Source organism: Dendronalium phyllosphericum CENA369, assembly GCF_016056275.1.
Lineage (GTDB): Bacteria > Cyanobacteriota > Cyanobacteriia > Cyanobacteriales > Nostocaceae > Dendronalium > Dendronalium phyllosphericum.
On record NZ_JAECZA010000035.1, the window covers coordinates 21,675 to 39,750 of the forward strand.

The 18,076-nt window shown below is 43.7% G+C and carries 15 protein-coding genes; 5 read left to right on the forward strand and 10 right to left on the reverse strand.

Annotation, left to right across the window (positions count from 1 at the left end):
* Window positions 1-2: 2 nt before the first annotated feature.
* Complete coding sequence (locus I8752_RS10940) at window positions 3-167, reverse strand: hypothetical protein (RefSeq protein WP_214432341.1); 165 nt, start codon at window positions 165-167, stop codon at window positions 3-5.
* A gap of 166 nt (window positions 168-333) precedes the next feature.
* On the opposite strand from I8752_RS10940, the gene galE reads away from it, so the two are divergent.
* Both galE and I8752_RS10950 read left to right on the forward strand, forming a co-directional pair.
* On the forward strand, window positions 334-1,332 hold the full coding sequence (galE, locus tag I8752_RS10945; protein ID WP_214432342.1) for a UDP-glucose 4-epimerase GalE: 999 nt from the start codon (window positions 334-336) through the stop codon (window positions 1,330-1,332).
* A gap of 307 nt (window positions 1,333-1,639) precedes the next feature.
* Window positions 1,640-2,041 carry a nuclease A inhibitor family protein gene (locus I8752_RS10950; protein WP_214432343.1) on the forward strand — a complete coding sequence of 134 codons (402 nt, stop codon included), beginning with the start codon at window positions 1,640-1,642 and terminating at the stop codon, window positions 2,039-2,041.
* 167 nt (window positions 2,042-2,208) lie between these two features.
* Here the strand turns inward: I8752_RS10950 and I8752_RS10955 are convergent, their stop codons facing one another.
* From I8752_RS10955 to tftA, 5 genes are all read right to left on the reverse strand, one after another.
* A complete protein-coding gene (locus I8752_RS10955; protein ID WP_214432344.1) occupies window positions 2,209-3,057 on the reverse strand; it encodes a DNA/RNA non-specific endonuclease in 849 nt (282 codons plus the stop codon).
* A gap of 376 nt (window positions 3,058-3,433) precedes the next feature.
* Window positions 3,434-4,111, reverse strand: coding sequence for a hypothetical protein (locus tag I8752_RS10960; RefSeq protein ID WP_214432345.1), 678 nt, complete (start codon window positions 4,109-4,111; stop codon window positions 3,434-3,436).
* On the reverse strand, window positions 4,086-5,357 hold the full coding sequence (locus tag I8752_RS10965; RefSeq protein WP_214432346.1) for an urease accessory protein UreH domain-containing protein: 1,272 nt from the start codon (window positions 5,355-5,357) through the stop codon (window positions 4,086-4,088). Before I8752_RS10965 ends, I8752_RS10960 begins: the two co-directional genes overlap by 26 nt.
* A gap of 105 nt (window positions 5,358-5,462) precedes the next feature.
* Window positions 5,463-7,181, reverse strand: coding sequence for a diflavin flavoprotein (locus I8752_RS10970; protein ID WP_214432347.1), 1,719 nt, complete (start codon window positions 7,179-7,181; stop codon window positions 5,463-5,465).
* 649 nt (window positions 7,182-7,830) lie between these two features.
* Window positions 7,831-9,183 carry a hormogonium tapered terminus morphoprotein TftA gene (gene tftA, locus I8752_RS10975; RefSeq protein ID WP_214432348.1) on the reverse strand — a complete coding sequence of 451 codons (1,353 nt, stop codon included), beginning with the start codon at window positions 9,181-9,183 and terminating at the stop codon, window positions 7,831-7,833.
* Window positions 9,184-9,469: 286 nt separating this feature from the next.
* Between tftA and dnaG the strand changes: the two genes are divergently transcribed.
* Entirely contained in the window at window positions 9,470-11,395 is a 1,926-nt protein-coding gene (dnaG, locus tag I8752_RS10980) for a DNA primase (protein WP_214432349.1), read from the forward strand.
* Window positions 11,396-11,609: 214 nt separating this feature from the next.
* Here the strand turns inward: dnaG and I8752_RS10985 are convergent, their stop codons facing one another.
* Entirely contained in the window at window positions 11,610-12,185 is a 576-nt protein-coding gene (locus I8752_RS10985; protein WP_214432350.1) for a hypothetical protein, read from the reverse strand.
* A gap of 360 nt (window positions 12,186-12,545) precedes the next feature.
* Here I8752_RS10985 and I8752_RS10990 point away from each other — a divergent pair, with 360 nt between their 5' ends.
* Window positions 12,546-13,427: a phytanoyl-CoA dioxygenase family protein gene (locus I8752_RS10990; protein ID WP_214432351.1), complete on the forward strand. Its 882-nt coding sequence runs from the start codon at window positions 12,546-12,548 to the stop codon at window positions 13,425-13,427.
* Window positions 13,428-13,489: 62 nt separating this feature from the next.
* Here the strand turns inward: I8752_RS10990 and I8752_RS10995 are convergent, their stop codons facing one another.
* On the reverse strand, window positions 13,490-15,100 hold the full coding sequence (locus tag I8752_RS10995) for a 2-isopropylmalate synthase (protein ID WP_225895591.1): 1,611 nt from the start codon (window positions 15,098-15,100) through the stop codon (window positions 13,490-13,492).
* 163 nt (window positions 15,101-15,263) lie between these two features.
* On the opposite strand from I8752_RS10995, the gene I8752_RS11000 reads away from it, so the two are divergent.
* Entirely contained in the window at window positions 15,264-15,944 is a 681-nt protein-coding gene (locus I8752_RS11000; protein WP_214432352.1) for a GntR family transcriptional regulator, read from the forward strand.
* 25 nt (window positions 15,945-15,969) lie between these two features.
* Here I8752_RS11000 and I8752_RS11005 read toward each other — a convergent pair whose 3' ends face one another.
* Both I8752_RS11005 and I8752_RS11010 read right to left on the reverse strand, forming a co-directional pair.
* Complete coding sequence (locus tag I8752_RS11005; RefSeq protein WP_214432353.1) at window positions 15,970-16,383, reverse strand: secondary thiamine-phosphate synthase enzyme YjbQ; 414 nt, start codon at window positions 16,381-16,383, stop codon at window positions 15,970-15,972.
* Between the two features lie 109 nt (window positions 16,384-16,492).
* Window positions 16,493-17,788, reverse strand: a complete 1,296-nt coding sequence (locus I8752_RS11010) for a Tudor-knot domain-containing protein (protein WP_214432354.1) — start codon at window positions 17,786-17,788, stop codon at window positions 16,493-16,495.
* Between the last annotated feature and the right edge of the window lie 288 nt (window positions 17,789-18,076).

Genomic DNA, 18,076 nt, shown 5'->3' on the forward strand with positions numbered 1-18,076 from the left:
GATTAACTCTCAAATTTTCCGGTGCGGTGAGCCAGTGTGGTGACGGGTTTAGCAGCATAAAACAACTGGCGATCTTCTGAGGATAAGACGCTAGAAGCGTCACCTGTAAAAGTCCGCCTAGAGGTTTTGGGCAGTCGGTTTATTTTATCGTCAAATTGTAATCGCACTGTTACCTGACATAAAATACCTCAATCCTCACACCAAAAGACTACCGTCGTAGTGATTTTAGTGCAATTTTTTCACTATGCGTCTATTATTTGTAATTTTTTGGCTGAGTAATGTGGCACACGTAAATTAAATTAATTGAGTAGTTGTCAACTGCTAAGGAAAATTATGTCGTCTGAAAAGCCCAGTATCTTAGTCACGGGGGGAGCTGGCTATATTGGTTCCCACACAGTCCTCGCTCTCAAGCAAGCTGGTTATGAGGTATTAATACTAGATAATCTGGTCTACGGTCATCAGGACTTGGTAGAAAAAGTTTTAGAAGTAGAACTTGTAATTGGTGATACAAGCGATCGCCCTCTGCTGGATGAATTATTTAAAACCCGTAACATTGCGGCTGTGATGCACTTTTCAGCTTATGCCTACGTAGGAGAATCAGTAACAGACCCGGCTAAATATTACCGGAATAATGTTCTTGGTACTCTAACGCTATTAGAGGCGATGCTCGCTGCATCTGTTAAGAAATTTGTCTTTTCTTCCACCTGCGCCACCTACGGAGTACCAGAAGTCGTACCCATTCCCGAAAATCATCCCCAAAATCCCATTAATCCCTATGGTGCTACTAAGCTGATGGTAGAGCGGATTCTCTCGGATTTTGACGTGGCTTACGATTTTAAGTCGGTGCGTTTTCGCTACTTTAATGCTGCTGGCGCTCACCCCAATGGCTTACTCGGTGAAGATCACAACCCAGAAACCCATTTAATTCCCTTGGTGCTGCTAACAGCTTTAGGCAAACGAGAATCTATCTCTATTTTTGGTACTGATTACCCGACACCTGATGGGACTTGTATTCGAGATTATATTCATGTGAGCGACCTAGCAGATGCCCATGTTTTGGGATTGGAATATCTCTTAAAAGGCGGCGATAGTGAAGTATTTAATTTAGGTAATGGCAGTGGTTTCTCAGTCAGAGAAGTAATTGCAGCTGCCGAACAAGTGACTGGACTGAATATACCAATTCAAGAGTGCGATCGCCGCCCTGGAGATCCACCAAGTCTCATCGGTAGCGGAGAAAAGGCCAGAAAAATCCTCGGCTGGCAACCTCAGTACCCAGAAATCAAAGATATTGTGACTCATGCATGGCAGTGGCATCAAAAGCGACATAAATGACAGGGTGTGGGGGGTAGGGAGTAGGGTGTAGGGGAAACAAGCCACCCACAAGGGGGAACCACCAAGAGGGCAGTGGCTCGATTTGAACGGACTGGCGTTGGGGTTTCAACCTACCTAGTGGAATACAAGGATTTTTTCGCGCCACGAGGGGGAGCCACTGCGGTGGAAGGGTTTCCCGGCATATAGCAAGTGGCATCGAGGCTTTAAACCTAGCTGGGCGGGCTAATTTTTCACTACACCCCACACCCCACACCCAACACCCGCCCCGAAGGAGGTAAAACTCGCAAGTGCTAAAAATTACAGAGCTATGACTAACGAGATTACGACAAAATTAAAGCAAGCATCCGATGGCTTGCTGTTTATGAGTGAGTCCGATTTTCCTTTTGAGGTTTTTTTCTGGTCTGCTGAAGCTAAAAAAACTTTAACAGACCAAAAACTCCTTCAGCTAACAGGTCATTCCCCAGATGTACTAGTTGAAACAGTTGACATAGATTACTTCTTTCGTAATAGTGCCCAAGAAAAAGATTGGCACGATAACGAGCAGAAAGAAACAGTTAAAAAATTTCAGTCACTTGTGGAAACGCTCAAAGCTAACCTTAGCGATATTCAAGTTTATCGTGTAGGCACTATTAACATTGATGTCTATATTGTTGGCAAGACTTTATCCGGTGACTTAGCAGGACTGTTAACAAAAGTTGTTGAAACTTAGCTAGCGTCAAACAACTTTGGATTTGAGATTATTCAATCTCAAATCCAAAATCTAAAATATGGTAAGTAGGTGGACATAATTAAATGTAAAATGCCAACCTGTGAAATACGCTCAGAATTGGGATTTTCCCTTCTGCCATCTGCCTCCTGCCTTCTGCCTTCTACTTATTACAAATTATCAGTTCTAGCCTCAATGACATTTTGAGTAGACACAGGAACATTAGAAAGGAAGTTGTAACCAGTCTTGGATTCAATGCTATCAACAGACACTCTATATGTTTTCCAGTTGGCATTTCTAATGCCTTGGGAGTTAGGCATATCAACAGCAATCACTCGCGTGTTAGTCGTTACCCCACTCACCCCAGAACCAGGCGTATTTAAAACCACAATAATTTTCCAAGTTCTTGCCGGGACTTGAATCTTGCCACTAGCAATTGTGTATTGTGTGCCATTCGAGCCAGTGCCACCAACACCGTATCCACCAGAAATGATATAGAGTTCTTTACCCTGATTAACAACTAAGTCTCGGCTATAGTTTTCCAGATTTGCCCACGGCCCTTGATTGTTATCAGGTGCTTGCGGAATCATATTTGTCATTAGAAAAGTTGCCGAGTTATCTGTAACTGTCCTTGTTCGATCCCCAGAAGGAGTCATGTGGCCGCGGTCGAAGCCGCTACCTTGGTAATCAGTTCCTTGAACCCGATACCAAGCAGACGGAAGGGATGTATCAGCACGAAAGTCATCTTGACGGGGAGCGCTACCTAGCCAGCTATTGTTCAACTGCCAACTTACCCAATTGGGGATTCTAGTAGTGTTGTTGTACGACAGCGCATACTGAGATTTGCTCATTAGGTAATTGTTGGGGTAGGAAGTGCTGTTGACAGCGCCGCTAGGGTTCCCCATTGTTAAGTGAACGCTTGAGGATTGTGCAGGTGCTTTTGGCGATCGCAGCAAGAGTGTAAGCGAAATTACACCCATAAAAGGCAGAAGAAAGTTGAAAAATTTAAATTTCTTCATAGAGCAAGCGTGTTATTTAGTTACGCACTCAGTATTCAAAAGCGATCGCCTAAACATCAAGTAATCCTGGATACAAATACACAACTATCTAAAATAATTGAATACAACACCTTGCTTTTATCCCATAAAACAATGTATGGGTGTAGGAATTGAAAACCCCTACACCCATATACTTAGTCGTAACAGAAAAACTTTGTGCGTAAGTGTTATAAAGAGTGCTGAGTTGAAAGTGTGCTCGTACTCTTTTTTTACTCAGCACTCAGCGAGAAGTTGCGTGCGGAGAGAAGTGCGGTCTTGGGCTTTGCCCAAGTGGAGCAACTTCGGAGGGTTCCCCCCGTTGAGCAAACTTCGGTGACTCAGCACTGGGTATTGTAAATTAACTCCTCCTCACCACTCGCACCAAGAAAAATAAAATACCTGCGCCGAGAACAATTGCCAGTACCGTAATGGGAAGCCCTAATCCTGTATTTGTAGTTTGTGGAGGTGCATCATTGACATCTTGTACACTCTGTGAATTTCTTGCCGATCCTGCTACCACGGTAACTTCAAACTTAAATTTAAATGGTTTAAAACTTGCTTGAGTTACTGGTTTACCACTTAGTTCGAGCTGATAAATTCCTGGCTTGGGAAAAACAATATCTGCGCCTGGAATCCCTTGATATCGCTCGGCTGCTACAGATTTTAAGGATGGTTCTAGTAGGGCTGGCTCTCCTGCTGTATGGGGTTGGGCATAGACAACCAATCGGCAATTGCACTGCGTCAGAGGAATCGCTTTTCCACCTTTGCGAGTCAGTGCGAACCAGGCTTGCGTAGGTTCTCCCGCACGAGGATTATCATTCGGTTCAACATGCAGAGTAGCACCAACATCTGCTGCTATTTTTGTCTCGTGAGCAGAGGCAGGGTAGGTATTAGTTATTAATATAACTAAGCTACTGAGAAAAAATAAATTCTTTATCCTTCCTAAATGCCAAGGTATTTTTTTTTGACTCGTTAAATGCTCCCAATTTGAGCTAAGGAGCAAGTATGGTTTACCGCGATTTAGTTGGGGGGACATACAACTTTTCTAGAGTTAACTTTGACCAAAACCAGCGCGAACGCACCAGCAAAACACCGAGGGTGACAATTCCCATCAGTACTGCTGCTAATTTATTCCCCCAAGTTAATTGCAAAGAACCCAGGTAATGGGAACCAATCAACACAGCATGAATGGCACTCAAAAGCAAAGCCGGCACACTCAATAAATGAATCTGTCGCCAACGCTTGCCCAACGATTTCTGCAAAGATTCCAAACTTGTGAAAGCAGCGGGGGTCATTAATATTAATGCTACAGCACCCGCAGCCATGCCCCACTGAAAGTCTAACGGCAAGAAAAAGAAGGCGGCAAAATTCCATTGCAGCGAGTGTTCTATCATGTGGATAGTATGAACCACAGAAAGCACAAAGGCTCCTACTCCCAAGGCACGACGATAACGCAGGGGTGAAGCCCACAAGTTGCTAATCGGGCGAGCAATGAGCGCCAATATCAAACAAATTAACGCTGCATGTCCGGTGTAATCTACCATTGTGTCACCAGTCCGCAGCAACGTAATAGCGCCAATGATGAGAGTAACCCAACCGCCTAAACGAAATAACTGACTGCGCCTGTCTTTACTCACTAAAGAGGTAGATATGCCTACGCCCAACATTGTGGGTAGTGTTCCCAAGCCAAAAGCCAGCATCATTGCTGCACCCATCCATAAATTGCCCGTTTGCGCTGCTTTAATTTGAGCAGCATATAAAAAACCGCAGGGCATCAAACCCCAAGTCATGCCCAAAAGCGTTGGTGTCCACCATCTAGTTTGTAAGGAAAGCTTGACCATTCCGGCACTCAAGCGATCGTGTAAACCGCCTTGCAGCAGCGGGTGTAATATGGGAATTCGAGGCAGAAAATTGGGTGTTACTTGTCCTAACCCAAACCAAATCAACATCACCCCGGTAATAATTGCCATTACTCGGCGGAATTCACTGCCAACACCTGCTAACTGTCCGCCTTGCAAAAATACTGAACCCAGTGCCCCTATACCAGCACCAACCAGAGCGTAGCTTAACATCCGCCCAAGATTCAGCAGGATATGAAATTTTAATTGCTGTTGCCACGTGGAAGATACTTCTAAGGTTGATGTCCTTCCAGAGGAGACTTTTTGCGGAGTTTTTTGCTGTTTAGACAAAGAAAACGCCACTGTCAAAGGGCCACACATCCCAAAGCAATGCCCAAAACTGCCCAGGAATCCTAGTATTGCGATCAGCGACAAATCTAGCATAAGTAAATTCCTAAGGCCGGAGATTGGGGGCAGAGGGGCAGGGGGAGAAATTATTAATACCTCAATCCCCAGTCGCCAGTCCCCAATCGCCAATCCTCAGTCCCTCTAGTAGTAATTACCTACTTTGCGATGACGAACGGCTGTCAGTGCGTCGGGTTTAGAAACACGACCGTCTTCGACGGTGCAGTAGACAATCCAGTGGTCGCTGCACTCCATGCTGCTTTGTATTTCACATTCCATGTATGCCAAAGCATCTGTCAAAATTGGAGAACCGTTTTTTGCGGTTCTAGTTTTGACTCCGGCAAAGCGGTCAGCACCGGGATGCAAGCGTTTGAGGAAGTGCTTTTTCAGTTCTTGATAATTTCCTTCTTCGAGGACGTTGAGAACAAAGCGATCGCCTACTTGCATCAACGAATCAATAGCGCGGTCTTTGGCAACGGCAATTGTAAATCCTAAAGGTTGCAAACTCGCTTGCGATACCCAAGAAGCTAGCATGGCACTAGACACATCACCTTTTTTGGTGGTGACAATGTACAGTCCGCTGCTAATCCGTCCCAAGGCTTTTTCCATGTTGACATCAAGAGATTTGATCTGCTTGATGTTGCGTTCCCGTACTAGCAATTGTCCCAAGTCTGTACCTGCTTCTTGGCACAACTGGAATGTAGCTGCGGTGGGAGCTTGTTTAATCCGAATTGCTGGGAAGGCTTCTTTGACACCCGAATCGATAAATTTTCTCCGCAGTGTATCAACGGGTTCGTCATCACCGCCGTAACATTCAAACAAGCCAACCACTTGTTTATCCTTGGCAACAGATAGCAACGAACTGATACCAGCTTGAGCAGCAACAGCAGTACTTGGGGGCATACCAATAATTAGACCAGATGCTCTACCTGCTAGTTCTTGAATTTCTTGGAGTCCAGCTGTGCTGAGGTCGATAACTTCGGTTGCCAATCCAGTTTTTTGGATGCCCTCAGCGATCGCCATACCGAGTTGATCGCTATATCCGTATTCGGAAACGTAAAACAAGCCGACGGTGGTTTCTGCTTTGGCTTGTCTGTGACTCCAATTTTCGTAACACCCAGTCAACACATCTAAATGATGGTGCAACAGCGGCCCGTGACCGTTAGCGATAATGTTAATCTTCCCTAATTCGTTCATTCTCTTCATGGCATTCAACAGAGAACGAGCGTTAGGGCCCATCAGACAGTCATAGTAAAATCTAAAGTCAGCTTCGATCGCCTCTAAGTCTTCATCAAAGGTGCGATCGTCACAGAAGTGCATCCCAAAGGCATCGCAGGTGAAGAGAGTTTGGGTTTTGCGATCGTAACTAAAGATGGTGTCTGGCCAGTGCAGGTTAGGCGCACTCACAAATTCGATTTCGTGGCCTTTGCCAATATCGATGCGATCGCCACTTTTGACAATCCGCTTAGAAAAGGGATCGTGTACCAAACCTTCTAAAAACTGCAAGGCAATTTTTGAAGCTAAAACAGTAGCTCTCGGAGCTAATTGCAGCACATCTTCTACTAAGCCGCTGTGGTCTGGCTCTGTGTGGCTGACAATAACGTAATCAATAGTCTTGGGGTTGACGATACTTTTGAGTGTATCTAAATACAGCTGCCGAAACTTCTGATGTGAAGTATCAATTAAAACTGTTTGTTCGCCCCTAATTAGATAGGAATTGTAAGTCGTACCGTTTTGCAGTCCGAATTCGATATCGAAGCGATCGCGATCCCAATCAAGAGAGCGAATCGCCGTTGTGTTAGGGGCAATTTCTACAGTTTGTATAGTTAGCCGATGCTGAACGTTCTCTGCGATCGCTACCATTATTCGTCTCCGAGCGCAAATTAACAGTATTGTTTCTCTGCCCCCATTGTGCCTGGAAACTTTTTTTAAAGTTGTAATGAAGTTTATTTTTTGCGAAATTTAAGTTGTATCAAATATTGCTGTTTTTCAGCATTGTTTTTAACTCAAAAATCTCCTAATAATTAGCTTTATTCTCAGGTATTATTGCTGTTTGTTCATTTATTACTTTTACAGAATAATGGGCAATTTTATCATTTGTCAAAAATAATTATACATACCCAAACCCATAAACCTAGACTTAATAGGATTTTCTTAATTACGAATTACGAATTGGTAGTAAGCTAATCATCATTCAAATTGCATCTCCCGAAGTTTGCAAGGGCGGGGGGAACCCCCACACGCAACTTCTCTCCCTGTCTCCCTGTCCCCGCGTCCCCCGAAGTTGCTCCACTTGGGCAAAGCCCAAGACCGCACTTCTCTCCGCGTCTTTCTAGCGAGTTGAATTATGCAATTTAAAAGCGCATCAGCTTAGTAGGATATGACTTTATTTGATTAATAGCCAGACTCGCTCAAAACAGAATTCAAGAGTCATGAATTATAGCAGATTTTAGCTGTGTGAGGTATGAATATCCCAGCCTCACGCCACAGCTTCAGCTTGGCAGTGAAACTGTCAAAATAGTCCTGCTGACTCATATAATCGCTTAAGCATTGCTGTAATCTTTGCACCATAGTCTAAATCGGCTGACCAGCGCCCTGATAGCTGATCGATTAATGGAGCAATTCCACGCGTGACGAAGCGAAACCGCGGATCTACTATCTCGTTCACCAAGGGTTCTAGACTGGCGTAAGCCTTTAAATGTTGGATGTGCGCCCTCACACCAATTCTGGCACTTTCAAAAGATGCAGTTTCCGAACCGCCACCAATTGCACCTAAGCCTGCAAAGTTATTTTGTTCGGGTCTAATATCGCCGCCAAAGCGTAAAAATCCAGTTTCTACACACATTTGGCAAAAAGCAACGTCATAGTTCACTCCTTCGGTGGCTGCTTCTTCTCGATAAAGTTTTGGGATGTCAGGGAATTTTACCAAAGCATTTTCATTGTTGTTTCTCAGGAATAGTTGCAACTGCACTTCTGAGGTATTACCATTTGACATTACTCGGTCAAATTGACCAGAACAAACTACTAAATTCGATCGCAAGCTAACGGTACGAGTTGCAGCATCCCAGGCGATCGCCACATTAAAATCCCGCAGTTCCACAGCTTTGACATATACTACTCTGCGATAGGTAATCCGATTGACATTAGGCGCTTTCGACAAATCGATTCGCAAACGATCTACTAAATCAATGGGGATATAAGCATTCCCATTAACTAGCACTCCTTGCTCAGAATAGTTTTGCCCATTAATATTAATATTGATTGGCGGATAATTCGGTTCTGTTGGCGTTCCCGGATTGGGGTCAATAACACGACTCCAAGAAGCCAAGCCATCAGCAATACCTAAAGCAAAATCCCGACGACGAGTTTGCAGCAAAGACCGATCCTCTGGACTGCTGAGAAATCCGACTTGCATCGCCAATGCAGCCAATGTTGTTTGGCGACAGAATGCTAAACGACCTAATCCACTATCTGTATCTGGCTTAACTCCGCGATTTGGCAATTGGGGTACGCGGCGCAACAGCCCCACTAGCAGCAGTTCGCCATTACTCTTGCGTTCGCTATTATTAGCAATGTAGTAAACACTAGCCCCACGCACAGCAGGACTGCTAGCTGCATCCGCTTGAATTTCTAGGGCGACATCACCCCGACGACCGCGAGAATTAATCCAAACGATGGTGTCTGCGGCACTGAGATCGTCGGGAACTGCTAAAATTTCAAAACTCCGCGCCCTCAATTCCGTTACAACTAAATCCCGTAGCAGGATCATTTCCCTCGCTTCGGTTGTACCGCCTGCGATCGCGCCTGGGTCAATTCCTCCTGCTTCTTTACCTCCGTGAGCCGCTGAAATAAAAATACGCCCCATCTACAGTATTTCCTCTGATAAAATTAAGGGTAAGCAATTGTATACATAATTAGTCGCACAGCAACAACAATATAATAGCGATCGTAAGTCTTTTGTCATTTGTCCTTTGTTATTTCTCTAAAGTTGGTGACTGGGGACTGGGGACTGGGACTAGGAAAAAATAATAACTGTGTCCAGACGCGATTAATCGCATCCTACTTCTAACTCCTGTCCAGACGCGATTAATCGCGTCTCTACTCCTAACTCCTATCTCAGCACTCAGCACTCAGCACTCAGCACTCAAATTATGCAAATTCCCCGCTTGCACCCAGACACAATTGAAGAAATTAAACAGCGTGCTGATATTGTAGATGTGGTATCAGAACACGTCCTTTTACGCAAGCGGGGCAAAGATTTTGTCGGGTTGTGCCCCTTTCACGATGAAAAAAGCCCCAGTTTTACAGTCAGCCAAACCAAGCAAATGTATTATTGCTTTGGCTGTCAAGCCGGGGGAAATGCGATTAAGTTTTTGATGGACTTGGGTAAACGCTCTTTTGCAGAAGTGGTGCTGGATTTAGCGCGGCGTTACCAAGTGAGCGTGCAAACTCTCGAACCCGAACAACGCCAAGAATTACAGCGTCAGTTGTCTTTGCGCGAACAGTTATATGAAGTTCTCGCTTCGACAGCCCAGTTTTATCAACATGCCCTCAGACAATCTCAAGGGCAAAAGGCAAGTCAGTATTTACGATCCAACCGCCAATTCAAAGAAGAAACTATTCAGCAGTTTGGCTTGGGTTATGCCCCCGCAGGCTGGGAAACTCTCTATCGCTATTTGGTGGAAGATAGACACTACCCAGTGCAACTAGTGGAAAAAGCGGGATTGATTAAATCACGCAAAGAAGGCGGCAGTTATTATGATGTATTCCGCGATCGCCTGATGATTCCCATCCGCGACGTGCAAGGGCGCGTTATTGCTTTTGGGGGTAGAACTCTCACCGACGAACAACCGAAATATCTCAATTCGCCAGAAACCGAACTCTTTAGTAAAGGTAAAACATTATTCGCTCTCGATTTAGCCAAAACAGGGATTTCGCAACTCGATCGGGCGGTGGTGGTAGAGGGATATTTTGATGCGATCGCTCTCCACGCTGCTGGTATTACTAACGCTGTCGCCTCCCTCGGTACTGCCCTCAGCTTAGAACAAGTCCGGTTGATATTACGCTATACAGAATCGAAGCAGTTGATACTCAACTTTGATGCTGATAAAGCGGGGACAAATGCCGCCGAACGGGCGATCGGCGAAATTGCCGATTTAGCATACAAAGGCGAAGTTCAACTCAAAATTCTCAACTTGCCCAATGGCAAAGATGCCGATGAATACTTGCATACTCATACACCAGAAGAGTATGGGGAATTATTGGCAAATGCTCCACTTTGGCTTGATTGGCAGATTCAGCAAATTATTAAAGACCGCGACTTAAGACAAGCTAGCGATTTTCAGCAAATTATGCAGCAGATGGTAAAGTTGCTCAAGCGAATTGAAAGCAGCGAAATACGTAAATCTTATGTCGCTTACTGTGCCCAAATACTTAGCTTAGGTGATGCTGGACTTGTACGTTTGCGAGAAGAAAACCTAGAAACTCAATTAGTGGGGGGTACTGCATCGGTTAAAAGACAACAAAAACCGCTCACAGCGAATGTCAAGAACTATCTTTCTCGTCAATCTCCCGCACTTCCTCCCGATCGCAGTCTTTTAGAACAAGCAGAGGCATTATTACTGCGGATTTACCTGCATTGTCCCGAACAGCGTCAACCGATTATTGAAGAACTAGAGACACGAAATTTGGAATTTAGCCTTTCCCACCACCGATTTTTGTGGCGACAGATTTTAGAGTCCACAAGGGAGCAAGTTGATTTAATCTCAAATCTGCAAGACATATACTTAGAATTGTCCGAGGAAATAGAATTCGTTTCTCATGTGTTTCATCTGAATGAAAAAAGTCAGTTTGACGACATGCTTCGGACATCCCAAGGGATTCAAGCTGCGATCGCTTGTATGGAACGAGTGTTCCGTGAAAAGCGCTATCGTTACTTTTTAGAATTGTGGCAAGAAACCGATCCAAATGTAGAACCGGAACGATGGCAATCGTACTATCAAGCATTCTACACCGAAAAGCTGCGGCTTCAAGAACTAGACCGCCAGCGGCGATTTACACTCACTGACTTGCTGTAGTTAGGGTGTGGTAAATATATCAATCAAACCAATCATTGATTTTGGGAAAGTGCCAATATATTCGCAAATTGAGATAGATATAACGTCGGTGACACTAGGGGCAAACTAAAGTTTACACAGAGATAACAAAACGCTTTAAGATTCAGGTGTTGTACTTGTTTTTCGCTACCTGCTTTTTTTGCCTCAGAAAAGTAAATCTTAACTGATTAATAGCTCACGATTGAGATCGTGGTTTAGCAGAGGCTTGCAGCAGTTCAATGCCTCTAATGAAAAGAATGCCACTACTTTCAAATTGCACGCTGATTTGAATCTTGGCAGAATCCGTTTCTTTCCTAAAATGGGCGCGTACTTCATAAGATTTAAATTCTTCAGTTGGTGAAACCCCTGTTTGCCGGAATGTGGTTATGGTTCCCCACTGTCCTTGCCTACGCGTACCAAAACTTACATTGATTGGTTTTTCTGTATTTATTGCTTTGGCTTTAAATCGGCAGGCTAGAACGCATTCAATAACGTTCGGCTCGGCGACTTCAAACAAAATAACATTTCGTAGAGGCTCTGTACTAGTAATCAGGCGTTGAGCATTATCATCGTAGGCTTCTATTTGCCAGCTTTCTCCTACAATAGCAATACCTCCTTTTGTAATTGTTGAATCCGCAGGGGTAAATTGACGAATCAGCACAAATGGTTCTGCGGGTTCGGGAACACCAAAGCGTTTTTCTAGCTCATGACCAACTTCCTGAACTTTGGAACTGATAAATTCTTTTAAATTGTTGAGTAGCTCATCGAACATGACAAATGCTTCCAAGGCATACTAATTCTAGTATTCCCCTTGAAAGCGCAATAACTTCAATGTTAGTTTACGAACGAAATCCCACATTATCACAGCTTTGTGAGTTTTCGCTGTCGCTTAATTCAACCTACTATTCTTCTTAACGAATCGTATCGTATTAGATCAAAGACTAAAACTTGCAAGTATTTTTATAAATTTATAACTTAAGTAGGATATTTAAACTTACCCTAGACAGTTATTTTGAGTAGAGCTAATTTATAGCCTCTCGAACTAAATTGACCCAAGCCGAGCATTTTATATCCTTATATTTTTCCTTTATGTAACTGTACTTTGATAAAATAAGTGCAAGGACAAAATATTATGTATAAATTTATTCAAAAAGCTCGTAACAAATTCATCAAAAAGATAGATGCAATCCCATTTATCCGATATCAAGCTGACCTTGCCTATCAAACAGCATTAGAAAAACATATTTCCCAACTGCCAGCTATTTCAACAAGTGATTTTGATTTAATTGAGAAAATCAAACACGAAGGGGTCGTAATTACTTCACTAGAAGACTTAAAAATTCCCTCTACTCCTAAATTACTTCAGGCAGCAGAAAATCTCATACCGAAAATCTTATCAAGTATTGCTGCTCAAAAAAATGATTTTACTATTCATGCTAGTGCCCAGCAAATCATGGAGTATCCTGAAATTTTCTTGTGGGGACTCGAACAACGTTTACTCAATATTGTAGAAAATTATCTCGGTCTACCAGTCGCTTATCATGGTGCATATTTTCGTAGAGATATTGCCAATCAAGTAGAACAAGGTTCAAGACTGTGGCATATAGACAAAGAAGACAGAAAAGTACTAAAAATTATAGTTTATTTAAATGATATTAGTGAAGATAAAGGTCCATTTCAATATATTCCCCAGTCTTTAACTGCCAAAGTAGTTCAATCTTTGAAATATACATCTGGCTACATCCGCAACCAAACTTTACAAGAAGTTATATCTCCAGCCAACTATAAATCATGTACTGGTGATGCTGGAACAGTAATTTTTGCTGCTACTAGTAGCATCTTGCATCGGGGTAAGCCACCTGTAGTTTCAGAGAGATTTGCTATCTTTTTTGATTACACTTCTAGAAGACAAAAACAGTTATTATATTGCAACTCTTCCCTACCACACAGCGATTTACTATTACTGGCAAACAATCTTACAGAAAAACAAAAAGAGTGCATTTTTTGGGAATAAAAGTTGTAAGAATTCAGGAGTTTTTCCACTCTTGTGACTCCTGAATTCTGACTTTTAAATTCTTACCTACTAGCTATTGCAACTGCTGTTTGACTCTGGGTTTGCCAGTAACGATAAAGACGATTTAAGGCGTTTATATAGGCATAAGCTGCTGCTACCACAATATCAGTATCAGATGCTTGTCCAGAAAATATTCGCTCTTGATGTCCTATACGAACTGTGACAGTTCCCAGTGCATCAATTCCTGCGGTGACAGATTGAACGGAAAACTCGATTAGTTGATTAGGAATCTGCACGAGTCGATTGATTGCCTGATACACTGCATCTACTGGCCCAGTACCCACAGCTGCATCTGTAAGAATTTTGCCATCGGGAGTGACAACTGTTATTGTTGCTGTGGGACAAGTGCAGTCACCGCAAATCACCTGGATGTGTTCGAGTTGAAAACCACTTTCTAGTTGAATCTGTGTTTCATCTCGGACAATTGCTTCTAAATCCCAATCTGACATTTCTTTTTTCTTGTCAGCGACTTCCTTGAAACGATTGAAGGCTTTGTTTAAATCTGCCTCGTTTAGTTCAAACCCTAATTCTTTGAGTCTGGTGCGGAAAGCGTTGCGCCCAGAATGCTTGCCTAAGACAATGCGATTTTCGGGCAACCCGATCGCCGCAGCTTCCATAATTTCATAGGTTTGGCGGTGCTTAATAATACCATCTTGATGTATGCCAGACTCATGGGCAAAAGCATTTGCTCCTACAATTGCCTTATTCGGCTGAATCAGCATTCCTGTTAATTGAGAAACCAAGGATGAGGTTTTGTAAATCTCCTGAGTTTTGATATTAGTCAAGGGTGCATCGGCATCAACTGGACGATTAAAGTAAGGATTAAAGAAGGGTTTGCGAACCTGCAAAGCCATCACAATTTCTTCTAATGCTGCATTCCCCGCACGTTCGCCGATGCCATTAATCGTACACTCCACCTGACGCACGCCATGTTCGATCGCGGCGAGGGCGTTAGCTGTGGCCAAACCTAAATCGTTTTGAGTGTGGATGGAAAGAATCACGCCCTCGATATTGGGGACATGTTCTCGAATCCCCTCAATTAAAGTTCCTATTTCCTTGGGCGTGCAATAGCCAACGGTATCGGGAATATTGATTGTGGTTGCACCAGCTGCGATCGCTCGCTCCAAAACTTGATAAAGAAACTCTGGATCGGTGCGGCTGGCATCCATCGGTGAGAATTCGACATCATCCACAAACGACTTGGCATAGGCAATCATTTCTTCAGCGATCGCCAATACTTCGCTACGAGATTTTTTCAACTGATATTTGAGGTGAATATCCGAGGTGGAAATCATTGTATGGATTCGAGGACGGGCTGCGGGTTTCAAAGCTTCAGCAGCTGCTTGAATATCTTGACGAATAGCTCTTGCCAAACTACAAATAATTGGCCCGCCAGATACCCCCACTTGTTCGGCAATGGTTTTAACAGCTTGAAAATCTCCCGGACTGGCAACGGCAAATCCCGCTTCAATAACATCGACACCTAATAGAGCCAGTTGATGAGCGATCGCTAGCTTCTCTTCTACATTCAAAGTTGCGCCCGGTGACTGTTCGCCATCCCGTAGCGTTGTGTCGAAGATGATAACTCTATCTGCTTGAGATCCAATGCTCATAACTGTCTCCCGTAGTATTTAGGGACTGGGGATTAGGGACTTGGGACTGGGGACTGGGAAAGAGTTTTCACGATACCCTAACCCTATCCCCGATCCCTAATCCCCAGTTTACTTTCTTGGGATATTGTATACAATTTTTTGAATATTGTATACAATATAAATTATGAATTTAAGTGACTTGGCTGCTAATATGCTGCATCAACAACGCAGCACCCCCGATTTAATTGCTGATGCTTTGCGAGAAGCGATTTTACAGGGCATTTTTCAGGAAGGACAATCCCTCAGACAAGATGAAATTGCTACTCAATTTGGAGTCAGCCGCATTCCCGTGCGGGAAGCACTCAAGCAGTTAGAGGCTGAAGGATTGGTAACGCTGCATCTCAATCGCGGTGCAATGGTATCGGTGTTAACAGCCGCCGAAGCGCAGGAAATTTGTGAAATACGTAGCGCTTTGGAGCTAAAAGCGATGCAGCTGGCAATACCCAAGTTAAGTACGCCAGATATAGAAAAAGCGGCTGTAGTTCTAGAAGCAAGCGACCAAACAACCGATGCAGGGACGTTAGCAAAACTCAATTGGGAATTCCACGCCACACTCTACGCCAGTGCAGAACGTCCGCGACTGCTAACAATGATTAAAAACTTACACGTTAATTGCGATCGCTATGTCCGCGTGCAAATGGTACAAATGGATTATCAGGAGCGATCGCAAAAAGAACACTATCAACTCTTGGATGCTTGTCGCCAGCAAGATGTAAAAGCTGCTATCCGCTTATTAAAGCGACACATTGATACCGCAGGAGAACAGCTAGTTATATACTTGCAGCAAAAAGCCCAAAAGCGGTAAACGACCAAAATTCTTTTTGATTCTGTTACTCACCATATACCGTCACCATAACTTGGCGCTGGCGCGGCTTAATGTCACACTCTAGATGAAAGATTTGCTGCCACGTACCCAAAATCAACTTCCCATTTTGCAGGGGAATCGTCAGCGAAGGGCCTAACCAAGTAGCTTGTAAATGAGAATGTCCGTTACCATCATGCCAAGTTTGCTCGTGTCCGTAGTCGCGGCTAGGGGGAATCAGTTTATTCAAGATTTGCGGTAGATCCTGTTTTAATCCAGGTTCAAATTCAATTGCCCCAATTGCCGCTGTACTACCGATGTTAAACACATTTACGATCCCCGCCCGAATTCCCGATTTTTTCACGATTTGATTTACCTTGTCAGTCAAGTCGTGCATTTCGCCATTTTTGGTAGAAATCGTAATTTGTTCTTGATAAACCATAAAAGTACGAAGGGTAAAGAATAAAGGATGAAGTAGGGACTTTGTGATTTTTTCTCATATTCAAGCTCGATCCCTTTATAGGTCAAGTAACTTCATCCTTCATTAGTAGTTAGCGAATCTCTTCGAGATCGACCCACTCATCATAGGATGAGTCATAACCGACGTAATGAACAAAGTATTGCTGACCCTGGACGTTTTCAATCGTTGCGGAATACCAAGCTTCTTGGTCTCCATCCCAGCATTTTACTTTTTGACCAACTGTAAATCCATTGTCATCAGATGAACTAAGAGCGTGAATCCGAATGTCATCTTCACCTACCCACTCGTCATAGGACGAACCATAACCGACGTAATGAATAAAGAATTGGTCGTTTTGGATTTTTTCAATCGTTCCTTGATACCAATCTTCATCATCATTGTCCCAAGCTTCTACTGTGTTGCTCACTGCATACTGATTGCTATCTGAAGATGAGACATCTCGGACGGATTTTTGCGGCTGCTGTTGAATTTCTTCTTTTACTAAAGCGTGCGATCGCAAAATCAAGCTGCGAGCTACAGTTTGAATTCCTGTATGCTCGTAGTAATTGGTAGTTTGATCGAGGAATGCTGCTACAAAGTCCAAATTATCATCCGCAATCTGAATAAAACTACCCAAACTTTGAGAAATCGATTGCGGGGTTATGCCTGTCTTGGATACTAAGTTATTCATCCAGCCTTGCACGGAGTTAAAACCCTGGCCGATAAAACCAAGTTTATCAGAGGGGCTATTGCCGGGAATAAAGTTGTTAACGGCTGAAAACACAGGATTTTGAGCGATCGCGCCAACATCAGCGCCACTAATAATTCCCTGAATCTTGCTGAGGAAGTCGGGGCCTAACGGCAGAATTCCGTCTATGCAAACTAAAGCTGCCATCCGCATTAAGGATGCATCTTGATAGTTGTTAGCAAGAGAACTGGCAAACTCTTGAGGATTAGGTTGGGGAATGCCATTCAATTTGCAGAAGGCGATGATTTCGACAGCGATTTTCAGTACTAAGTCAATTGATTGAGTTACGTCGGCTTTAGGAGTAATATTGCTTAAAAAAGAGAGAAAGCCGATTTTTTCACCAACTTTGTTGGCTAAAGCTGCCGTTGCCATGGCTGTATCTGCTTTATCGAGTATTTGATAAAGTTTGATGGCAGACTGGTAGCCTTGTTGAGGATCTTGATATAGAGTGACAGCGCGATCGCGGATTTTCTGAATTACATTCGGATCGCTTTCTGCGGTGATAGCGCGGATAGTATTGTCAAATCCTACCAAATTGTTCCACTGCCCTGGTGCAACATAATCAAGAGCCTTCAATACTTTGACGGTAATATTGTCAGCGGGTAACTCGTCAACTAACTGAATTATTGATTTATCCATAAGCTGGTTTCAAAAGCCAACATCGCGTTTACAACAAAGTTCAGCTACATCCACAGGAACCAACGCCCGGACATGCTGAACCTTATTGATAGAGTTCCCTGACTGAATGAAAAAGTAACTTACTGGGAGTCAGTTGTCAGAAGGCAGGAGGCAGAAGGCAGAAGGCAGAAGGCAGAAGTCGCAAGTCGGAGGTCGGAAGTTCCCTCATCTCCCTCATCTCCCCCATCTCCCCCATCTCCCTCATCTCCCTCATCTCCCTCATCTCCCCCTGCTCCCCCAGCTCTCTTT